Origin of the sequence: Salimicrobium humidisoli (genome assembly GCF_002295105.1) — a bacterium.
Lineage (GTDB): Bacteria > Bacillota > Bacilli > Bacillales > Halobacillaceae > Salimicrobium > Salimicrobium humidisoli.
On sequence record NZ_NSGH01000003.1, the window covers coordinates 132,384 to 152,678 of the forward strand.

At 46.1% G+C, this 20,295-nt stretch carries 22 protein-coding genes; 12 read left to right on the forward strand and 10 right to left on the reverse strand.

Features of this window, described 5'->3' with window-relative positions; genetic code table 11:
* Positions 1-11 precede the first annotated feature (11 nt).
* The 4 genes from CKW00_RS03025 (at position 12) to CKW00_RS03040 (ending at position 2,961) form a co-directional block, all read left to right on the forward strand.
* Positions 12-488: a GNAT family N-acetyltransferase gene (locus CKW00_RS03025; protein WP_095821318.1), complete on the forward strand. Its 477-nt coding sequence runs from the start codon at positions 12-14 to the stop codon at positions 486-488.
* Complete coding sequence (locus CKW00_RS03030; protein ID WP_095821319.1) at positions 476-904, forward strand: GNAT family N-acetyltransferase; 429 nt, start codon at positions 476-478, stop codon at positions 902-904. The genes CKW00_RS03025 and CKW00_RS03030 overlap by 13 nt, the downstream gene beginning before the upstream one ends.
* A 17-nt stretch (positions 905-921) precedes the next feature.
* Positions 922-1,968 (forward strand): NAD(P)H-dependent flavin oxidoreductase, encoded by a 1,047-nt coding sequence (locus CKW00_RS03035; protein ID WP_095821320.1) that lies wholly within the window; start codon positions 922-924, stop codon positions 1,966-1,968.
* Positions 1,969-2,139: 171 nt separating this feature from the next.
* Positions 2,140-2,961, forward strand: coding sequence for a YitT family protein (locus tag CKW00_RS03040; protein ID WP_095821321.1), 822 nt, complete (start codon positions 2,140-2,142; stop codon positions 2,959-2,961).
* A 121-nt stretch (positions 2,962-3,082) separates the two neighbouring features.
* Here the strand turns inward: CKW00_RS03040 and CKW00_RS03045 are convergent, their stop codons facing one another.
* Both CKW00_RS03045 and CKW00_RS03050 read right to left on the reverse strand, forming a co-directional pair.
* Positions 3,083-3,505: a universal stress protein gene (locus CKW00_RS03045; RefSeq protein WP_095821322.1), complete on the reverse strand. Its 423-nt coding sequence runs from the start codon at positions 3,503-3,505 to the stop codon at positions 3,083-3,085.
* A 22-nt stretch (positions 3,506-3,527) separates the two neighbouring features.
* Positions 3,528-4,991: a SulP family inorganic anion transporter gene (locus tag CKW00_RS03050; RefSeq protein WP_095821323.1), complete on the reverse strand. Its 1,464-nt coding sequence runs from the start codon at positions 4,989-4,991 to the stop codon at positions 3,528-3,530.
* Between the two features lie 240 nt (positions 4,992-5,231).
* Here CKW00_RS03050 and CKW00_RS03055 point away from each other — a divergent pair, with 240 nt between their 5' ends.
* The gene (locus CKW00_RS03055; RefSeq protein ID WP_095821324.1) at positions 5,232-5,420 is read left to right on the forward strand and encodes a helix-turn-helix domain-containing protein; all 189 of its coding nucleotides are present in this window, start codon (positions 5,232-5,234) and stop codon (positions 5,418-5,420) included.
* A gap of 48 nt (positions 5,421-5,468) precedes the next feature.
* On the opposite strand, the gene CKW00_RS03060 is transcribed toward CKW00_RS03055, so the two are convergent.
* Positions 5,469-5,864, reverse strand: a complete 396-nt coding sequence (locus CKW00_RS03060; protein ID WP_095821325.1) for an SET domain-containing protein — start codon at positions 5,862-5,864, stop codon at positions 5,469-5,471.
* 89 nt (positions 5,865-5,953) lie between these two features.
* Positions 5,954-6,661, reverse strand: a complete 708-nt coding sequence (cuyB, locus tag CKW00_RS03065) for a cysteate racemase (RefSeq protein ID WP_095821326.1) — start codon at positions 6,659-6,661, stop codon at positions 5,954-5,956.
* 552 nt (positions 6,662-7,213) lie between these two features.
* Here cuyB and gndA point away from each other — a divergent pair.
* The 4 genes from gndA (at position 7,214) to CKW00_RS03090 (ending at position 11,964) form a co-directional block, all read left to right on the forward strand.
* Entirely contained in the window at positions 7,214-8,623 is a 1,410-nt protein-coding gene (gene gndA / locus CKW00_RS03070) for an NADP-dependent phosphogluconate dehydrogenase (RefSeq protein ID WP_095821327.1), read from the forward strand.
* Between the two features lie 97 nt (positions 8,624-8,720).
* Positions 8,721-10,166 (forward strand): gluconokinase, encoded by a 1,446-nt coding sequence (locus CKW00_RS03075; RefSeq protein ID WP_233129694.1) that lies wholly within the window; start codon positions 8,721-8,723, stop codon positions 10,164-10,166.
* Between the two features lie 484 nt (positions 10,167-10,650).
* Positions 10,651-10,890 (forward strand): indolepyruvate ferredoxin oxidoreductase subunit alpha, encoded by a 240-nt coding sequence (locus CKW00_RS03085; RefSeq protein WP_008589510.1) that lies wholly within the window; start codon positions 10,651-10,653, stop codon positions 10,888-10,890.
* Positions 10,891-10,902: 12 nt separating this feature from the next.
* A complete protein-coding gene (locus CKW00_RS03090) occupies positions 10,903-11,964 on the forward strand; it encodes a branched-chain amino acid aminotransferase (RefSeq protein ID WP_095821330.1) in 1,062 nt (353 codons plus the stop codon).
* Positions 11,965-12,004: 40 nt separating this feature from the next.
* On the opposite strand, the gene CKW00_RS03095 is transcribed toward CKW00_RS03090, so the two are convergent.
* Positions 12,005-12,187, reverse strand: coding sequence for a hypothetical protein (locus CKW00_RS03095; protein ID WP_008589514.1), 183 nt, complete (start codon positions 12,185-12,187; stop codon positions 12,005-12,007).
* Positions 12,188-12,199: 12 nt separating this feature from the next.
* Entirely contained in the window at positions 12,200-12,655 is a 456-nt protein-coding gene (locus tag CKW00_RS03100; protein WP_008589516.1) for a hypothetical protein, read from the reverse strand.
* 191 nt (positions 12,656-12,846) lie between these two features.
* On the opposite strand from CKW00_RS03100, the gene CKW00_RS03105 reads away from it, so the two are divergent.
* Entirely contained in the window at positions 12,847-15,012 is a 2,166-nt protein-coding gene (locus CKW00_RS03105) for an FUSC family protein (protein WP_233129695.1), read from the forward strand.
* Positions 15,013-15,064: 52 nt separating this feature from the next.
* On the opposite strand, the gene CKW00_RS03110 is transcribed toward CKW00_RS03105, so the two are convergent.
* The 4 genes from CKW00_RS03110 to ectA form a co-directional block, all read right to left on the reverse strand.
* Positions 15,065-15,802 (reverse strand): SDR family oxidoreductase, encoded by a 738-nt coding sequence (locus CKW00_RS03110; protein ID WP_095821332.1) that lies wholly within the window; start codon positions 15,800-15,802, stop codon positions 15,065-15,067.
* Between the two features lie 155 nt (positions 15,803-15,957).
* Positions 15,958-16,350, reverse strand: a complete 393-nt coding sequence (locus CKW00_RS03115) for an ectoine synthase (RefSeq protein WP_095821333.1) — start codon at positions 16,348-16,350, stop codon at positions 15,958-15,960.
* A 19-nt stretch (positions 16,351-16,369) separates the two neighbouring features.
* On the reverse strand, positions 16,370-17,650 hold the full coding sequence (ectB, locus tag CKW00_RS03120; protein ID WP_095821334.1) for a diaminobutyrate--2-oxoglutarate transaminase: 1,281 nt from the start codon (positions 17,648-17,650) through the stop codon (positions 16,370-16,372).
* Positions 17,651-17,668: 18 nt separating this feature from the next.
* Entirely contained in the window at positions 17,669-18,175 is a 507-nt protein-coding gene (gene ectA / locus CKW00_RS03125; RefSeq protein WP_008589527.1) for a diaminobutyrate acetyltransferase, read from the reverse strand.
* A gap of 304 nt (positions 18,176-18,479) precedes the next feature.
* Between ectA and CKW00_RS03130 the strand changes: the two genes are divergently transcribed.
* On the forward strand, positions 18,480-18,854 hold the full coding sequence (locus CKW00_RS03130) for a PH domain-containing protein (RefSeq protein WP_095821335.1): 375 nt from the start codon (positions 18,480-18,482) through the stop codon (positions 18,852-18,854).
* A 444-nt stretch (positions 18,855-19,298) separates the two neighbouring features.
* Entirely contained in the window at positions 19,299-20,204 is a 906-nt protein-coding gene (gene ilvE, locus CKW00_RS03135; RefSeq protein ID WP_095821336.1) for a branched-chain-amino-acid transaminase, read from the forward strand.
* The last annotated feature ends 91 nt before the right edge of the window (positions 20,205-20,295 follow it).

Below are 20,295 nucleotides of genomic sequence, written 5' to 3' on the forward strand. Positions count from 1 at the left end.
GAGGAGTAAAAATGGAATTTACTTCTATCGACGTGAAAAAAGAAAGAGACACGGTACTCCGATTCAGAAGAGAAGTGTTTCAGGAAAGTTTCGGCAGTTCGGATTCTATGAACGAAGAAGATTATCTGGACTGGTTACAGAAGAAGGCGGAAGAATTTCCCGACGGTATGAAACTTGTGAAGAAAAAAGGAGAGACAGTCGGCCAACTGGAACTGTCGGTCCGGGAGTTCAAGGGGCGGATCATCGGTTACGTTCACCTTTTTTATCTTGAGAAAGAATGGCGGGACCTCGGCTTTGGCTTGAATCTGTATAATTACGCCATGAAATTTTTCCGTGACAAAGATATCACTGAATTTCACCTGCGTGTCGCTCCTGAGAACAGGAGAGCTGTCGCTTTTTACAAAAAATTAGGGATGAAAGAGGCTGGAGAAGAATTGAATGGGAAAGTAATAAGAATGACCGGGAGTGTTAATACATGGAACTTGTAGAACTGACGACGAAACAGGATATTACCAAGGCTTTCGCTGTAGTGAATGAATTACGTACGAACCTCGATCTGAACAAGTATTCGGAACTGGTGACGGAAGCCATGGAGCGGGATAATTACCATATGTTCGGTATGATGGAGGAAGAGGAAATCGTTGCAGTCGCAGGTTTCAAACCGGCTGTAAGTCTTTACTATGGACGACTCGTATGGATCGAAGACCTTGTAGTTACAAATGAAAAACGGAATTACGGGTACGGGGAAATGATGCTTCATTTCGTTGAGCAGTGGGCCGCTCAGAATAAATATGATCACGTAGCTCTATCTTCAGGAATGACTCAGTCTCATGCTCACAAGTTTTATGAAGAGAAGATGGATTATGAGAAAACCGGATATGTTTTTCTGAAAAAGAATGTATGACAGGGGAGGTTCAAAATATGAAAGGTGAAAGAATCGTTCAGCTGCTGGAAACAAATTACCCGATTGTACAGGCAGGGATGGCCGGAGGAGTGACGACACCCGGGCTGGTGGCGGCCGTCTCCGAAGCAGGAGGGTTCGGTACGATAGGAGCAGGCTACATGGAGGCGGAAGCGATGAAGGAGTCGATCCGGGAAGTGAAAGAACGTACAGAAAAACCTTTTGGCGTTAATTTGTTTGTCCCTGGTCATCCTTCTTCAGGCCTCGAAGAAGAAGAGAAAGCTATGCGTGCCCTTCACCCTTTCAGAGAAGAACTGGGGATGGAGGCAGTCGTGAACCCCGATACTCCGTCTGTTTTCGATGAACAGATAGAAGGTATTCTGGCAGAGAAGGTGCCTGTAGTCAGCTTCACTTTCGGTATTCCGCCGGAAGAGGTGATCCGTTCCCTGAAGCAGTCCGGGATAAAAGTGATCGGCACTGCCACGACAGTGGAAGAAGCGGTGCTCAACGAAGAAGCGGGAATGGATGCAATCGTAGCTCAGGGAGCAGAAGCCGGTGGCCACCGTGGGACTTTCCACGCTTCATTCGAAAAAGGGATGATCGGCCTGATGTCGCTTATTCCGCAGATCACCGATCATATATCCATTCCGGTTATAGCGGCCGGAGGTATTATGGATAAAAGGGGGATAGCCGCGTCGTTTGCTCTCGGGGCGGAAGGTGTGCAACTTGGCACGGCTTTCGTGACGAGTAAGGAAAGTGGTGCCAAACGCGTACACAAAGGTGCTATTCTTGAAGCGACAGAAGCTGACACTGTCGTGACCGATGTGTTCAGCGGGAAACCGGCCCGCGGGATTGAGAACCGCTTCATCCGCGAAATGGAAGGACGGACGATTCTTGAATATCCCCTCCAGAACGCGTTGACAAAACCGATCCGTAAGGAAGCCGGACGGCTGCAGAAGACGGAGTTTATGTCCCTGTGGTCCGGGCAGAGTCCGAGACTCTCCGAGGATAGTGCTGCAGCTGACATTATCCGGAAGCTGTCAGAATACTGGGATGAGAGCTTATAGAATAGAACGTTGTAAGCAGCTGCAGGGGCCCCTCCTCTGCAGCTGCTTTTAATATACAGATTTCTCAGGAGCCTTCAAAGAAACGGTGATTTTTTTATTGACTTCTTTTTTTTGTGACCCTAAAATCTATTAAGTGTTATTAAGAAACCCGAGAGATCGGAGGGATAGTAAGTGAGACATCGTTTCAGAAATCTTATTGTATTATTCACGGCATCAGTAGTTTTGGCTTTTGCGTTTAATTTCTTCCTGCTGCCGCATGAAGTTCTATCGGGCGGTGTAACCGGACTGGCTATGATATTCGGCCTGCTGACCCCGTTAAGTTCAGGGATCTGGCTTATCGTATTCAACATACCGGTGCTGATCATCGGCTGGATGAAACTTGGAAAAGAGTTCATCGCCAACAGTGTGTTTTCCGTGGCAGTAACGTCGGTGGCTATGCTCTATGTGCCGGTGCTTCAAGTGACAGAGGATGCACTTTTGTCTTCCGTATTCGGGGGAGTCATCGTCGGCGCATGTATCGGTACCATTATCCGTTTTTACGGCTCCACCGGAGGGTTTGACGTTATCGGATTAGTCCTTACCCTGAAACGTGATCTGCCTCTTGGCGTTCTCGTGTTCGGTCTGAATAGTCTCGTCGTGTTCGCTTCCGGATTTTTCTTTACCTGGGAACTCGCACTTTACACACTGGCTTCCATTTATATTACCGGAATCGTCGTAGACCGTATCCACACCCGTCACATTAAACTCAGTCTTATGGTGGTGACCGATCAGGATCAGAAACTCCGTGGTGAACTGATTGGAAATCTTATACGCGGCATTACGGTGATGAATGCTCAAGGGGGATATTCCAACGAGGAACGAAAGATTCTGTACACGGTGATTTCCCGCTACGAGCTGGCGCTTGTCAAGTCCATCATCCAGGACGTGGACCCGCGGGCTTTCGTGAGCGTGACGGAAACCGTCGAAGTGCTCGGTAACTTCCGACGCTCATAAGTTTTGTTAATCGTCTCCTCATACAGAGGAGGCGATTTTTTGCATAAAAAGAGCGATTTTCTTCAGTAAATGAAAAAAACCGCTCTTCCTGGAAGTTCACTTTTTTATAAAAGTCCATGAATTATTTCACAACGACCACCGGACATTGAATATACTTCACTAACTTATGGCTGACGCTGCCGAGAATCAACGTCTGGAATTTATTCCGTCCCCGGCTTCCGACGAGCACACAGTCGTAGTCGCCTTCGTTCGCATACTCAATCAGTGTCTCAGCCGGCTGACCGTGCAAAATCGTAATGTCGGCTGCAAGCCCCTTCGCCTCGATATATTCGATGGTGGACTGGAATTTTTCTTTCCGTTTCAGGGAAGCGGTGTCGGAATCCCCATATTTCAGCACGTCTTTTTTGGACTGATCACCATCTACAGCGTAAACAACTTCAATATGAACTTCATCTTTATAGGGATCCACCATTTTCAAGGCTTCGTCGATCGCCCGATGAGAATGTTCGGATCCGTCGGATGCTAAAAGTATTTTGGTATACATATCAGAACTCCCTTACGGTTTATTAGAAGGAGGTTTTGGAAACTCCCCCTACTTTTTCAAGTAAACGTCTGCTTTCTGCGTTAATTCCCACAAACGTAACGTCGATACCTTTTTGGTCAAACTTGGCTTCTACACTATCCAGGGCTCCGATCGCTGAATCATCCCACAGGTGGGATTCGCTTAAATCGATTATAACTTCTTTTACAGAAGGAATTTCATTAAATTCGATAGATTCCTGGAATTCGGTGACAGAAGCGAAGAACAGTTGCCCCTGTACATAGTATATACGTTTTTGTGCTTCGTTCATATACAGGGATAAAACACGGACCCTGGAGATTTTAACCGCAAAGAAAATCATGCTCAGGACGACCCCGGCCAGCACACCGTAAGCAAGGTTGTGAGTCACGACGACAGTCACCACCGTGATGACCATAACCGCTGCGTCGGAAAGCGGGGTCTTATGGATATTACGCACAGAACCCCAGTCGAAAGTTCCGATGGATACCATGATCATGACTCCGGCAAGGGCAGCCATCGGAATCTGTACGACGACGTTTCCGAGGACTACGATGAGAAACATAAGAAAAACCCCGGCTACCAGAGTAGACAAACGTCCGCGTCCCCCGGACTTGACGTTGATGACGGACTGACCGATCATAGCACAGCCTGCCATACCGCCGAAGCATCCGGCCACGACGTTGGCTATTCCCTGGCCGCGGCTCTCTTTATTTTTATCACTTTCCGTATCGGTGAAATCATCGACGATCGAGGCTGTCAGTAACGATTCAAGCAACCCGACAATTGTCAGTGCCATGGCATACGGAAATATAATCGCTAACGTTTCGAAATTAAGCGGTATATCTGGAAGTGCGAAAATAGGCAACGTTTGGGTAAGTTCGCCCATACTCCCGACGTTCCTCACATCAATCCCCATCGTTACGACGATGACACTCATAACTACGATGGCGACGAGCGTGGAGGGAATCGTCTTATTGATCAGAGGGAAAAGGTAGATGATAGCAAGTGTAGCTCCGACAAGTACATAGATGATCCAGCCTTCCCCTTCGAAATGCTGCAGCTGGGAAGTGAAAATCAGAATAGCCAGCGCGTTGACGAAACCGACCATCACCGATTTTGGTATAAATTTCATGAAACGGGCCAGCTTAAATACCCCGAGAATAATCTGCAGAACCCCCGTTAAAATGGTGGTGGCCAGTAAATATTCGAGACCGTGTTCCGCCACGAGCGTTACCATGAGCAGAGCCATCGCTCCTGTAGCTGCCGAAATCATGCCGGGTCTGCCTCCGACGAATGCAATGACTACCGCAATACAGAAGGAAGCGTAGAGACCGACCATGGGGTCGACGCCTGCTATAATTGAAAAGGCGATCGCTTCAGGAATGAGAGCCAGAGCTACTACAATACCTGAAAGAATGTCGCCGCGAACGTTTCCGAACCATTCCTGCTTTAAGGTGGATGAGAACATAGGTACCCTCTTTCTTTTATGAATTTATCTTTTTTCATTGGGTAAGCAATGAAAATTTGAATCATTGTCTTTAAATGACTTATAATGGACTATAACAGAGTATAATATAAACGACTGAATTGCAATGAGAAATTATGGTTGGAGTGATTCAGTTCATCGGTTTCACCGAGTTTTGATTGTGAATTTCAAAGGAAACGCGTACACTGACAATAGCAGAATAGAAATGAAGGACGGTTGCTGATGGATAAGGAACGTGAAATCATGACGGTGGCTCAGGTCGCGGAGTATTTGCAGATCAGTGAAGTGACCACCTACAAACTGGTGCAGGACGGAAGGATTCCCGGGTTTAAAATCGGGAGACACTGGAGAGTGAGAAAAGAGGATCTGAGGGAGCATATAGCGAAACTGGAGCACGGAGAACATCTGTAAAAACCGTACAACAAACTGACGGATATATAAAAGAAGAGGAGCGGATGATTAATCCTGCTCCTCTTCTTTATGGAACCATAAAGGATCATCGATGTCCGCTTCCCCGTTGTAGTTGATGAAAATCTCTTCATCCGGCTGTATATCACGGTAAGCATAGAAATCAAAAGAATGGTTGTCGAAATTTATTTCATAAATGGCGTTCGGCTCATAAGAATGATTGAACATCATACCGTAACCGAGCAAAAAGGCGGTATGATTCTCTCCATATTCAAAAGCGTAATCGGCCAGATACGTTTTTTCAATATGTTTGTGCTGTTCGTTCGGGTAGGGAAGTACCGGCGCCCGGTGGAAACGGGTCCCTTTTCTGATCAGTTCAGAGGCGAACACCCCTTTGTTGAATTCATCTTCGACGTCTGTAATTTGAGAAGTACGTACTTCTATCAATCCATCACCTGCTTTTCTTTGATAATTGATTCAGTATGGCAGGGTTAGGTGATAAAAGCAACCGTAAGTTAAAACCCGGACTTACCCTGTTATAATGCTTCCTGGTATTCTTCCGAACGGGCAATCACTTCTTTCACTAACACTTCCATGGCATCCAGGCAGTTAGGGTACAGTTCATTTTTTTCCCCGAACACGGATAACTCCGTACAGGCCAGGATGATTACGTCACTGCCTGCAGCCATCAATTCCTGATAAGCACGGTCAAATTTCGATCTGTCACCCGGAAGACCTTGTTTTATTTCATCATAAATCAGAGACATGACATCTTCCTGTCCAGCTTCAGACGGAGCCACGAGTTCTACACCCATCTCCTCGCATTCCTTACGGTAAATTCCTGTCCGTATCGTTCCGGTAGTCGCCATGATCCCAATTTTTTTTACGTCATCAAAATTACTTACTGCGGAAGCGACACTTTCTTTCGGCATATGAATAATAGGGACGGAGGTCTCTTCCTGGATGATGTTATAGAAATAGTGGGTCGTATTACAGGGAATGGCAATGTTCTGAACGTTTATCTTCTCCAGCAATTGAACATCCTGAACAATCCTGTTAATGAATTCTTCGTCGTCCCCCGTAAGGATAGCTTCTGTACGGTCCGGCAGACTTGCATGATTTAAAATGACGGTATCAATGTGGTCCTGATCTTTTTTCACTTCCGTATGAGCGACGACTTCCTTGAAGAAATAACTTGTCGCCTCAGAGCCCATACCGCCTATTACGCCTAGTTTATATTCCATATTGAACTCCTCTTTGCTGATTATTGATAAATACTTTTGATGCGTTAAAAAAGACTGGGATCATTCGCTTTCAAAGTAAAAGAACGTTTGGAACGACGGAAAACAACATTCACTTCTTCGTTTTCCTGTACGTATTTAAAAGCAGATTCTTCAGTACGTTAAGGTTGATTATACATTATATCAAAATTCGCAGATAGAAAGTATTGAAAACTATTTTTCGTGAAGGACAGGTGCTTTTCTCTCCGTAATGATAACTTCATGTAAAGATAACAGGAAAAGGCGGCTTTTTACAAATTATATCGATGGGGGCCGCTTTCAGTGAAAAATCTTAAATAGCCCGTCTTCATTACTGCTTGAAATTTTGTCGAATTTCCTGATGCAATTTCAAGTCTGAAAAAATTTTTTATTTATGGTAAAGTAAAATCATTCAGTTTTCCCGGCCGGGTTTCCAAGTGTGCGAAATCCTCTCTGATACAAGTGTATGCCGGTAATTCGGACTGTGTCACAATCAATAGTCAGGAAAATAAACGAACGGATAAAGGAGTTTTGATTATGTCTGGAAATCAATTCGGTGTCATCGGTCTTGCTGTTATGGGTAAGAATTTAGCTATGAATGTTGAAAGTCGCGGCTACTCCGTTTCGGTATTTAATCGTACTTTCGAGAAAACGGAAGAGTTCATAAATAACGAAGTGAAAGGCAGAAACTTCACGGGAACAGAGACAGTGGAAGAGTTCGTTGCTTCGCTGGAGAAGCCCCGGAAAATTATGCTTATGGTAAAAGCGGGCCCGGCGACGGACGCAACCATCCAGTCGTTACTTCCTCACCTTGATAAAGGGGACGTACTTATCGATGGAGGAAATACTCTGTATGAGGAAACGATGCGTCGTAACGAAGAACTTGCCGAATCCGGTATTCATTTCATCGGTACCGGAGTCTCCGGTGGAGAAGAAGGGGCACTGAAAGGACCTTCAATCATGCCGGGCGGCCAGAAAGAAGCATATGAACTTGTACGGCCGATTTTTGAAGACATCTCCGCGAAAGTGAATGGCGACCCATGTACGACATATATTGGTCCGGACGGCGCCGGTCATTTCGTTAAAATGGTACACAATGGTATTGAGTACGGGGATATGCAGCTCATCTCCGAAGCTTATCATCTGTTGAAGGACGTTGCGGGAATGGACGATGCCGAGCTGCATGAGACGTTTAAGAAATGGGATGAAGGCGAACTTGATTCCTACCTTATGGAAATCACAGCCGATATTTTCACGAAGAAAGACGAGGAGACAGGTAAACCGATGGTAGACGTAATTCTCGATTCTGCCGGACAGAAAGGCACCGGGAAATGGACGAGCAAAAATGCTCTGGACCTTGGAGTGCCGCTTCCTCTAATTACGGAATCCGTCTTTGCCCGCTTCATTTCTTCCCTGAAAGAGGAAAGAGTGGCTGCGAGTAAAGTTTTCTCCGGACCGGAAATTTCCTTTGATGAAGACAGAGAGGAGCTTATCGAAGCGATCCGCAAGGCTTTGTATATGAGTAAAATCTGTTCCTACGCCCAAGGGTTTGCTCAAATGAGAAAAGCAAGTGACGAAAACGGCTGGGAATTGAAGTATGGTGATATCGCTATGATCTGGAGAGGTGGATGTATTATTCGCGCAGGCTTCCTCCAGAAGATAAAAGAAGCTTATGATCGTGACCCGGATCTTGATAATCTGTTACTCGATGATTATTTCAGGAACATCGTTGAAAGTTATCAGGACGCCCTCCGTACAGTCGTCAGTATTGCTGTGAAAAATGGTATTCCTGTACCGACTCTTCAAAGCGCGATCGCTTACTACGACAGTTATCGTACGGCCGATTTACCTGCGAACCTCATACAGGCGCAGCGTGACTATTTCGGGGCTCATACGTATCAGCGTAAAGACAAAGAAGGAACGTTCCATACCGAATGGTTGAAGTAATATAATTCACCCCGGCCTGCCGCAAGGAGATGAAGCTCCTTTGACGGGCCGGGGGTTTTTCGAACAGGATAATTATAAGCAGATGGTGGTGGGAAACATGAAGGAACAGTTAGTCATCGGACTCGATATAGGAACGACAAGCGCCAAAGCAGTTTTGTTCCGGACGGATGGCAGTGTTGTAAAAGAAGTGGAGGAAGAGCTGGATACGATGTATCTTTCCGGGAAAAGAGCAGAACAGGATCCGGTGGAAGTGGACCGGAAAACCCGTAAAGCTTTGGCCGCTCTTATAGAGGGAGTAGAACAGACACGTATCATTTCAGGTGGCTTTTCAGCGGCCATGCATTCGTTGATTTTCGTGGATGGGGACGGGCAGGCCATTTCCAACGCTTCTATCTGGTCCGATGCCGGAAGCATTGAAAGTATGGACTCTATTCCCGGGAAAGAAGAAATATATGCACGTACCGGCACGCCGATACACCCGATGACCCCTCTTGTGAAATTACATCATCATAAAAAGAGGCATACGGAGATGTTCAGGAGAGCTGAAAAAGTCGTATCCCTGAAAGAATACATTATTCACAACTGGTTCGGTGATGACCTCATTGATTACTCGATGGCCTCGGCTACCGGCATGTATAATCTGAAAGAAGGTAGATGGGATGGGAAGGCCCTTGAAGTGGCAGGCATCTCCGAACGTATGCTGAACCCTGTTTCTTCTCCCCGGACCCGGTTATCTCCTTTGAAAGCGGGAGTGGCGGAGGAAACAGGCATCTCTGAGGCTATTCCCTTCTATTTGGGGGCCTGCGACGGACAACTTGCAAATCTTGGAGACGGAGCTATCAGGCCCGGAGAGGCTGCCATTTCTGCAGGGACGAGTGGAGCCATCCGTCAATTCACGCATAGCCCTTACGTAGATGACAGTCAGGAAACTTTCACATATGCTTTTGAAAAAGATTCATTTATTATAGGTGGTCCCACGAATAATGGCGGAATTGTATTACAGTGGCTGAAGAATGTTATGAATTTCGACGGTTCCCCTGATGAATTGACGGAACTGGCAGAAGAAATAGCTCCGGGAGCAGAAGGTGTGCTATTCATTCCTCACGTAAACGGGGAAAGGGCGCCTGTCTGGGACCCCGAGGCCACCGGCAGTTTTCATCATCTCGGGATGAGGCACGGGCAGGCTCACTTTGTAAGGGCATGCCTCGAGGGGATAGCTTTCAATTTATACCACATAGGTCACTCGGTGGAGCGTATATCCGGAAGACCGGAAAAAATACGGATGAATGGCGGGCTTGCCAAATCACGGATATTCGTAAAGATTCTTGCCGATGTGTTCGGTCAGGATATAGAGCTCTCCATCACTCATCACAGTGCTGCCTGGGGCGCCGCCTGGGTCTCCCTCTTCGGTTCCGGAAGAGTGGGCTCCTATGAAGAGATACGTGAGTACACTCCCGTAGGTGAGATCGTACGCTTTAATGAGGAAAATCATCGTACGTACCGGGAGGTTTTCAAAAAATACCGGCAGTTAACCGGAGAATAATCAGGGCTGATATCCCCTCCCGGCTTGTAAAAATTCCCGCATTTCTCTCCGGATTTTTTGCAAATACGTACGGTTGAATCCCAGTCGCTTTCCGCGGACGAACGCCCGAGCCTCCTCGTGGTACCCCACTGCGGGGTTTCGGATCGCCCGTTTTCCGCAGGAGTCTCCTGGAATTTGGCCGCCCTTCACCTAAAAAAAGATGCTCCTTCATGTTTTGGCAAATCGCCGTCAGTAACACTTGATCGCATATATTTTTCCGCGCAGGTGACCAAAACATAAGCCCGTACCGTTCTTTTAAGGTTGTGAAGCTTTGTTCAACTTTATTAAAAAAAAAGCTGCCGAGACTTTCTCGACAGCCTGAGGGCGGAGATTCCGTCCTGATTTTTTTGAATATGATATGTTAGAATAAACAGAAATGAATGACAAAGTCGATGGCTTGTTTTGCAGATGATATCATTCAGTTTTTTTATTAGGAGGGACAACTATGGCGTTTGTCATCACGAGCCCGTGTATGAATGAAAAGTCGGGGGAATGTGTCGATGTATGTCCGGTGGACTGTATTGAAGAAGGAGAAGATCAATTTTACATAAATCCGAATACGTGTATCGACTGCGGCATGTGTGTCATGCAGTGCCCGGTAGCGGCAATTGTGGAAGAATTCGATCTTACTCCGGAAGATGAGCAGTTCTTACAAAAAGCAGAACAATTTTTTGAAAAACGATAGGAGGAGATAGGTGTGTCCATTAAAATCGAAAAAGCCGAGACTTTGAAACAGAAACCGGAATCGAAGGAAATCCCGTTCGGTCAGATGTTCACGGATCACATGTTCGTAATGGATTATGAAGAAGGGAAAGGATGGTACGATCCCCGTATTATTCCTTATGCGCCGATCACTCTGGATCCTGCAGCGATGATTTTTCATTATGGCCAGACGGTTTTCGAAGGTATGAAAGCGTACCGTACCAAAGACGGAGAGACTCTCATGTTCCGTCCGGACAAAAATATGGAACGTCTCAACAAATCAAACCGTCGCATGAGCATACCTGAAATTGATGAAGAACGGGTGCTCGAATACGTGAAACAACTGGTGGAAGTCGATAAAGAATGGGTGCCGGAGTTTGAAGGAACTTCACTTTACATACGCCCGTTTATAATTTCGACCGAGGCGAATCTTGCAGTAGCTCCGTCGCAATCGTATAAACTTATGATTATTCTTTCGCCGGTAGGCCCTTATTTTGCAGGTGGAATGAAGCCGGTCCGGATTAAGGTGGAAGACGAGTTCACCAGAGCGGTCAAAGGTGGCACCGGTGCTGCAAAAACAGCAGGAAACTATTCGGCTGCATATCGCGCTCAGGCCAATGCGAAAAAAGAAGGGCATGCAGATGTTCTTTGGCTCGATGGTGTAGAAAAGCGTTACATCGAAGAAGTGGGGAGTATGAACATCTTCTTCAAGATAGACGGGAAAGTCATCACCCCTGCTCTCAGTGGCAGCATTCTCGAAGGTGTGACCAGGATGTCCGTACTGGAATTGTTGAAGGACTGGGATATTCCGGTAGAAGAAAGAAAGATTTCTATTGCTGAGCTGTATCAGTATTACGAGGAAGGAAAACTTGAAGAGGCTTTCGGGGCCGGTACAGCAGCGGTTATTTCTCCGGTGGGACGACTCGACTGGCTCGGAAATACGATGACGATCAACGGTGAAGAAGTCGGTCCACTGGCGAAACGTCTGTACGACGAAATAACCGGGATCCAGCTTGGCGTGAGAGAAGATGCGAAAGGCTGGAGTGTAAAAATATAAGCGGTAATAAAAATAACGCGCCCGGTGTTGAGCCGGCGCGTTATTTCTGTTTAATCAACCGTCTGATTTTCTGAATGTAGACTGCGGCGAGATAACCTAAACATAAAATGAATAGAATCCCTATGGCCAGCCAGACGAAATTAAGTATGTTGGGCAGAAAAGTTGCGATCAGAGCGAAGAGTACTATGGAAATAAGGAAAACTGCAATAAAGCGGATCAGCATGAATTCGACCTCCTATATATTTCTGAAACCTTCCTGTTCGAGGAAATCGCTGGCCTCTTCATAGGAACGGAAAGACCCTTCGAGACGTTCTCCGCCATAAACGTTGTAGCCGTCATCTTCCTTGAGAAGAACGAGCAGCTCACCGGATCTGTTTTCCCATTCTTCCAGGAGAGGGTGACGCTCGGCTTCGGTCATGGACAGGGAGTCGATAGCCTCTCGGACAATTTCTTTCAAAGCTTCTTCCGAGAAATCGCGGATATTCACCATACCCCGGTCGTCCGTTTCTTTGTCGTCCAGTAAGCCGGCATAAACGAACCCGTTTCCGTTAGGGTGAAGGTGATATACGACATTTTTTTTATCATATAGACTTTCTTCATAGTGGTAATTGAGTCGTCCCAGTGAGATTTCATTTTTCTTCAATTCTTCAAATTGATCGAGTATTGCCTGTTTTTCATCAAAGGATAACATTAAAATCACTCCATTCCGTACGCATTATAGCACATTTACTCCGGTTTCTCTACGACATAAAAAGTAATGGTGGATTGAAGGAACACGACTTCCGTCGTATGCGGTCTTTCGAATTTAGCGGGAGGTTGCCCTTAAAGAGCAGAATGCGTATTATAAGAAAAGGTATTCTCTTAAGGAAAGGGGGAGAAACGGTGAAAAAATCGATGACTTACTGGTGGGAACGGCTTCTGGCAGTTGACCCGGGTAAGAAGAGGCTGAGGCAGGCAGGGAAAGCAATATTAAGTCTGATGACTTCGGTTTTTATCGCTATGACTATTCTCACGCTTACAGGAAAAGATCCGCTGTTGCCTTCGATAGTGGCGGGGATGCTCGGTATGATGGGAATAATGGTAGTGATGGATGACACGGAGAAGGATAAGAAGAGAACAACGTTATTACTTCCGGTAGCCGGGATCATTGGTCTCACTTCAGGCTCGTTACTGGCAGGAAATGTTTTCTTCGTAAGTACTCTGATGATACTGGTGACAGCCGGGGCTTTCTATTTTTCCCGCTTCGGAACGCGTTATTTTTCCCTCGGGATGGTAGGGTTTCTGACTACTTACTTATCTTCCTTCCTCGGTCTTTCCTATGAGGAGTTCCCCTGGTTTTATATGGCTATACTTTTAGGCGCTGCCAGCGCTTTTACTTACAATTTCATACTTTTCAAAGACTCTCCCCGGCTTATCGCTTACAGTATGAGTTCTTTCCACAGACAGGCGAATTTGACTTTTGACCTTCTGGAGGAAGTGATACAGGACGAGCATCTGCTTGAGGGGAGAAAGGCGATACTGGAAGCGAACGCAAGAAAACTGAGAATATATGCAAGCAGTGTTGCGACAGATATAAAAGAAAAAGAGATCCAGGAGATTTGGCCGGGTCTGCGTGCCGCTCAGGTCAGGCTTTATCTGTTTGATGCAGCTATGCTTGTGACCACCCTCTCCGACAGCCTTCAGCGACTTAAAATGGATAAAGCCTTCGAGAATCGGGTGTTGCAGAGGCTGCTGGTCGATGTGCTGGATCATCTCCGGAAAGCGGAAGTGCTCAGATATTCGTATGACTTGAACGATCTGGAGCGGGCCGAGAAAACATTACGGAATCTCCGGGACGTCATTAACGACCTGTTTGACAGTCAGGAAGCCAAAGCGGGGGGCTGGCTTTACCTGCTCCGCCGCATCGAAGCTATTGCTACCAACGTGACCGAAGGCGCCATGGATATCAGGAGATCCATGCATCACAACCGGAAAGTGGAAGAAATAAAAGAAGAAGAGCAGGAGGAGGAGCCGGAAGAGGGGATGAAACCCTCGACGAAAAAAGCTGTTCAGGCACTTATTGCAGGTTCTATCGCAATTATAGCCGGTCACCTCATTTCTCCGGTGCAGCCCTACTGGATTATACTGACGACGTTTATCATCCAGATTGGAACGGACACGGTGGGACGTGCGTATCGCAAAGGAGTGGAACGTTCTGTCGGGACGGTGATCGGGGCGATAATAGGTTTCGGCCTTGCTACGATGGTATCTGATTATGCGATAGTGGAACTGTTACTCATTTTCACCGTGATATTCTGTGCTTTTTATATGCTTACAGTGTCTTATACCATCATGAGTGTGTTCATTACTATGCTTATCGCTTTCATGTACGATCTTATCCTCGGAGGTATTACGTATGAACTGCTGGCAGCCAGGGTGATTGATACAATCGCAGGAGCTGTGATTGCACTCAGTGTAGTCGCTGTCATTTTTCCGACTAAGACGATGAACAAGATCACGGACACGTTTGAAGAATATCTGGAGGAACTGGAAGCATATCTTACGGAATATTTGAAAGGGTTCAGTAATCAGGGAGTGAAAGATCTTGCCGAAAGGGCCTTTATTCTCGATGAGAAGCTGCATTTGCTGGAGGAAGAGGCGAAACCTCTTCTCCAGGGTCCCGGTGCGCGAAGGTATTCGGGGCTGCCCGGATGGCTTACGATTTTCACTGCCGTCAACTATTATGCAAAACAGCTTGTCGCTTCAAGTTATCAGAAAGATTTTCGTTACGGCAAAATAGTGGAAGATAACCTGAAGCTTACTGAGGAATATCTGGCCTACAACGTCCGGTCACTGAGGAAAAGTTTGAAAGAAAATAAAAAAGCAGGGAAACTTTATGACCTGAAAAATGAACGGGATCTCATTGAAAGTAACGCCCCGGCCGTGTCGAAGACGGATGGAGATCTCATTCATCATCTTCACTACATCTGGAAAATCAATAAATCTTTGCTCATTCTCGGGGAAAGACTCCATTTTAAGGAAAAAGAATCCCGCAACGACGTATTGTAGTCGCTGCGGGATTTTAGTGGTTTATGCGCTGGTCCGTGCCGGGGTTATATTTTTATTTCTGCATAGGGCGGACCATCACTTCGTTGACGTCTACGTAATCCGGCTGAGTGACAGCGTAGGTGACGGCTTTGGCTATATCTTCAGCCTTCAGTGTCTTCGAGCTTGCCCCTTTGAACATATCGAAAACATCTCCGTCGGTTATATGGTCGGTAAGCTCTGTATCCACCGCTCCCGGAGATATATTCGTTACGCGTACGCCTGTTCTTGACAGTTCTTTTTCCATTCCCATGGAAAGAGCCCGCACCGCGTATTTTGTGGCACTGTAAACGGCACTCGACGGGAAGACCTCGTGGCCTGCGACGGAAGAAATGTTGATGATATGACCGGATTCCTGTTCCACCATTGTAGGAAGTACAGCGTGAACGCCGAACAGAACTCCTTTGATGTTTACGTCCACCATCTGTTCCCATTCGTCCACGTGATCATTCTTAAGGAAAGAAAGGAGCATGACTCCGGCATTGTTGATGAATATATCCACGGAATCAAATTCGCTTTTCGTTTCACTTACGAGGTTTTCCAGGTCTTCTTTTTTCGTTACGTCCGTCTCCACGACTTTCACGCCTGTGTTATGTTCGTTTTTCACTTCATCAGCCAGTTCCTGCAGGCGGTCTGACCGCCGGGCGGCGAGTACCACGTTTGCTCCTTGACCGGCAAGATGGTGAGCGACGGCTTTTCCGATGCCGCTGCTGGCTCCGGTGATTATAGCTGTTTTATTCTGTAAATTTTCCATGTTGAATATACCTCCTCGGTTCGTTCATCTTAATCAATTTGAAGATAATAAAGTTTACCCGTTTGGCCGTTCAGTTAATCACCCGGACCGGTTTTATGGAAAATATAAAAACCCCCGGCCTCGTAAGACCGGGGGCACATAATGAACTTTAATATTCAATCTTCCAGTACAGGATATACACCGTTTTCGTCATGTGTTTCCTGGCCGGTGATCGGCGGGTTGAATACGCACACCATGCGCATATCTTCTCCGTCGTAAGCACGGAGTAAATGTTCGTCATTTTCATCAAGGATGTAGATTTCATCTTTTTTTACAGGATGGATTTTCCCGTCTTTCACTGTTTCGACTTCGCCTTCCCCCTGAATGCAGTAGACGGCTTCGAGGTGATTCTGATACCAGATGTGAGTTTCCGTACCGGCCTTGATTATGGTGTCATGTACGGAGTAGCCCATTCCATCCTTTTTCAACACGAGACGGCGGGACTCCCACGTATCGGCTTTTACATCCTGCTCTGTATCTTTGATATCTTCCAGTCTTATTACTTTCATAACTATATGTCCTCCTTTATCAGTTTGTTACCGGTGTATGTTTCGATGCAGCTGCTTTTACTGACTCCTCAATGATGGAGAAGCCGCGCTCAAGGGTTGCATCGTCTATATTAATGGCAGGGAATAACTTGAACACTTCGTCATCCGCACCTGCTGTTTCCATAATCAGTCCACGAGAGAAAGCCTCCGCCGCAACTTTGTCAGCAATGCCTTCCACTCCACAGGAAATCCCCTGCATGAGCCCGCGTCCTTTTACATACCCGTCGAGTTCAGGATAATCTTTGGCAATCCGATTCAGAAACTCAGTAACTTTCTCGACTTTTTTATGGATAGCTTTCTCGAATTCAGGGTTTTCCCAATACTTCAATGCTTCGGTAGCTGTAACGAACGCGTGGTTATTACCGCGGAATGTTCCGTTATGCTCTCCAGGAGCCCAAATGTCATATTCGGGTTTGATTAAAGTGATCGCAAATGGAGAACCGTAGCCGCCGATGGATTTGGACATGCAGACGATATCCGGCTTAATACCGGCCGGTTCGAAGCTGAAGAAAGTTCCCGTACGTCCTACACCTGCCTGAACATCGTCGATGATGAGCAGGATTTCAAATCGGCTGCACAGTTCTTCAAGACGTTTCAACCATTTGTTGGAAGCCCAGTTCAGTCCTCCTTCTCCCTGGACAGTTTCAAGAATGACTGCAGCCGGCACTTCTACACCGCTGCCTCCGTCTTCAAGATAGTGTTCAAGATAATCGAGGGAATCGGTAGCATCATCCATATATCGGTCATACGGCATAGTCACTGCGTTGTGAAGAGGTATACCGGCGCCTTTACGTTTGAAAGCATTGCCTGTTACGGAAAGGGAACCGATAGTCATACCGTGGAAGCCGTTGGTGAAAGTAATGACTTCCGTACGGCCGGTAACTTTACGGGCCAGTTTAAGGGCACTTTCCACTGTATTGGTACCGGTAGGACCCGGGAACATCACTTTATACTCGAGGTTCCGCGGTTTCAGAATGCTTTCGTTCAAAGTGGTGAGGAAATCCTGTTTCGGTGGGGTCGCTTTATCAAGACTGTGAGTGATGCCGTCACTTGAAATATATTCTATGAGTTTCTGTTTCATGTTCGGATCGTTGTGCCCGTAGTTAAGGGCTCCGGCTCCACAGAAAAAGTCCACATATTCTTTACCGTTTTTGTCCCACATGAGTGAACCTTTCGCTTTTGTAAAAATGGTCGGGAAACTGCGGCAATACGAACGTACTTCCGATTCGAGCTCTTCAAATACTTTCAGATCTTTGTCCATTAATAATTCCTCCTCAGGTTATTGTTTGTCCAGGGGACCGATTCGATACGTAAGTTCTTCTTCGTGGTCGTCTCCGGGGAATAAGTCTTTATCAAAACAGGGGGCTACTGTGCAGGTCACGTCATTTTTATCGGCAAACCCTTTGAACAGGGCTTTTGATGCTTCGTTGGTAGGGGTGACAGTAGCTTCGAGGTAGCGTACGTCATCCGAAATGGTGCGGTTCGTAAGTTCTCTCAGCAGGCCGGTAGCGATACCTTTACCCCGCTGATTTTCACCGATACCAATCTGCCATACAAAAATAACATCCGGTTTTTCCGGAGGGATAAACGCAGTTACGAAACCGACGAGTTCGCCGTTTTCTTTAGCTGTAACGCACGTTTCCTGGAAAAATTCACACATCATTATATATTTGTAAGGAGAGTTCTGGTCGAGGGTTGATTCATTGACTAGCTTCCACATAGCTGCACCGTCTTCGACAACCGGTTTGTCGTAAACGATCTCAGCCGTTTTAGCAGCTGTTTTCATCAGAATAATCGTCCTCCTTCAAGTAATGTTTCACTTTTTTATTTGTGCTCTGTTAAGAACACGCTTATAATGTTAGATAGTTTTCAGAAATATATCAACTCAGTTTATTCATGATGAGAAGGAATAAATCTTTAAAGCTTTACGTTCTTATGTATAAATTATCGGGAAGATTTTATTTGCTTACGATTAGTACGAAATACAGCGTGATCCTTGAAAAAAGCGGTTTGCATTTTATGTAAGCACGTGTTAAATGTGTGCAGGAAGGGGATACAAGTAAGAAGAATCTGAAAAGGGGATGAGTGAAATGGGATTTATTGATAATCTGATGGGGAATGCGTCGGAAGTTGATCTGGATAAATTGGAAAGTGAAATGGAGGATATTCTCACAGAGGGAGAAGAAGTGGACAGTGGATATAATGTCTTCCGCGATCTGTTCCTGTTTACGAACAAACGCCTCATTCTCGTGGATAAACAGGGGATGACCGGAAAAAAAGTGGAGTACCATTCCATACCTTACAGAAGTATCACACACTTCAGTGTGGAAACAGCCGGCACGTTCGATATGGAGTCGGAACTCCGTATATGGTTGAGCGGTACACCGGAGCCTGTGATGAAACAGTTCAAAAAAGGCAATAATATTGCCGATGTCCACAGAGCACTTGCGAGTTATACTCTGTAACAGGTGAATACCCGACACTGAACATCATTGATTCATCCGCAGCAACATGCTTTGCGCGGATGGATTTTTTTATGAGAAATTCCGCGGATCCAGGTTCAGGTTCTTTCATTACTGTCGGTGTTTTTAAGATAAAAAAGAAAAAAAGAAAAAACGCTTTACCGCTTTAAATCAATTGTGACGCGGATGTAAGCGTTTACTATTATTTTGATAATTTTAATTGTTCAGAAAAATTGTACATTTGTTATTGACCTTTGTCATGAAGAGTATTAGAGTAATCATCAATAAACATTTCGCTCTCGTCGGAGCGGGGCGATCTGTTTGGAAAAGACCTCTTTTCCTGACCCTGATCCATCTATTGAAAGATAGTGATCGGGGTCCCCCTTTTAAATAAGACGTAAACCATAATTAATAGAAAGAATTTACATATAGAAAGGAGTGCTACAGATGAGCAGCCAATGGATATTTTTAAGTGGCGAATTCGTAACGAAACAGGAAGCGTCAATCTCGGTTTACGACCACGGTTTTCTATATGGAGATGGGGTGTTCGAAGGTATCAGGGCATACGAAGGAAATATCTTTAAACTGGATGAACATCTCAACCGTCTGTATGATTCGGCTAAATCGGTCATGTTGGAAATCCCTTACAGTAAAGAGGAGCTGGAGGAGATTATTGCGGAAACGATCCGTAAGAATGAACTGGAATCAGCTTACATCCGTGTAGTCGTATCCCGGGGCATCGGGGATCTCGGTTTAAATCCTGTCTCCTGTTCAAAGCCGCGGCTGGTAGTCATTGCTGAAGCACTTTCCTTATTCTCGAAAGAACTTTACGAAAGAGGGGTACGCCTCGCTTCCGTTGCCAGTCGACGAAACAGACCCGACGTCCTGCCTCCGCAGGTCAAATCGCTGAACTATCTGAACAACATTCTCGTTAAGATGGAAGCGAACCAGGCAGGGGTGGATGAAGCCCTCATGCTGAATGACCAGGGATATGTGACCGAAGGATCTGCTGACAACGTATTTATTGTAAAGAACGGTAAGATTTACACTCCTCCCGTATACCTGGGAGCTCTCGAAGGAATTACGAGGAACGCCATTATCGATATAGCTGATGAGCTCGGCTACCAGGTAATGGAGCAGCCTTTCACGAGACACGACGTGTACGTAGCGGACGAAGTGTTCCTTACGGGAACCGCGGCCGAAGTTATTGCGGCGGTGGAAGTGGACAGGCGCATTATCGGTGACGGAAAACCGGGAACCATTACCAACCACCTACTTTCCGAATTCAGGAAAGTAACAACGAAAGATGGACATAAAGTTTACCCTTCCGGCGAAAAAGTCCAGGCCGGATAAAAAAAGATATGCAAAGCGATGACGGGAAGAAAGGTTTAGGGGATCGTATTCACAGAGAGTCAGGGTTGCTGAAAGCCTGACAATACGTCTT

Coding starts and splice junctions, on each gene's coding strand:
- CKW00_RS03050 (WP_095821323.1), bottom strand. CDS start 4,991: ATGTTCTCATCCACCTTAAAGCAGGAATGGTTCGGAAACGTTCGCGGC.
- ectA (WP_008589527.1), bottom strand. CDS start 18,175: ATGAAAACAGCTGCTAAAACGGCTGAGATCGTTTACGACAAACCGGTT.
- CKW00_RS03130 (WP_095821335.1), top strand. CDS start 18,480: ATGGGATTTATTGATAATCTGATGGGGAATGCGTCGGAAGTTGATCTG.
- CKW00_RS03025 (WP_095821318.1), top strand. CDS start 12: ATGGAATTTACTTCTATCGACGTGAAAAAAGAAAGAGACACGGTACTC.
- gndA (WP_095821327.1), top strand. CDS start 7,214: ATGTCTGGAAATCAATTCGGTGTCATCGGTCTTGCTGTTATGGGTAAG.
- ectB (WP_095821334.1), bottom strand. CDS start 17,650: ATGGACAAAGATCTGAAAGTATTTGAAGAGCTCGAATCGGAAGTACGT.
- CKW00_RS03045 (WP_095821322.1), bottom strand. CDS start 3,505: ATGTATACCAAAATACTTTTAGCATCCGACGGATCCGAACATTCTCAT.
- CKW00_RS03095 (WP_008589514.1), bottom strand. CDS start 12,187: ATGCTGATCCGCTTTATTGCAGTTTTCCTTATTTCCATAGTACTCTTC.
- ilvE (WP_095821336.1), top strand. CDS start 19,299: ATGAGCAGCCAATGGATATTTTTAAGTGGCGAATTCGTAACGAAACAG.
- CKW00_RS03055 (WP_095821324.1), top strand. CDS start 5,232: ATGGATAAGGAACGTGAAATCATGACGGTGGCTCAGGTCGCGGAGTAT.
- CKW00_RS03035 (WP_095821320.1), top strand. CDS start 922: ATGAAAGGTGAAAGAATCGTTCAGCTGCTGGAAACAAATTACCCGATT.
- CKW00_RS03075 (WP_233129694.1), top strand. CDS start 8,721: ATGAAGGAACAGTTAGTCATCGGACTCGATATAGGAACGACAAGCGCC.
- CKW00_RS03110 (WP_095821332.1), bottom strand. CDS start 15,802: ATGGAAAATTTACAGAATAAAACAGCTATAATCACCGGAGCCAGCAGC.
- CKW00_RS03115 (WP_095821333.1), bottom strand. CDS start 16,350: ATGAAAGTAATAAGACTGGAAGATATCAAAGATACAGAGCAGGATGTA.
- cuyB (WP_095821326.1), bottom strand. CDS start 6,661: ATGGAATATAAACTAGGCGTAATAGGCGGTATGGGCTCTGAGGCGACA.
- CKW00_RS03030 (WP_095821319.1), top strand. CDS start 476: ATGGAACTTGTAGAACTGACGACGAAACAGGATATTACCAAGGCTTTC.
- CKW00_RS03100 (WP_008589516.1), bottom strand. CDS start 12,655: ATGTTATCCTTTGATGAAAAACAGGCAATACTCGATCAATTTGAAGAA.
- CKW00_RS03085 (WP_008589510.1), top strand. CDS start 10,651: ATGGCGTTTGTCATCACGAGCCCGTGTATGAATGAAAAGTCGGGGGAA.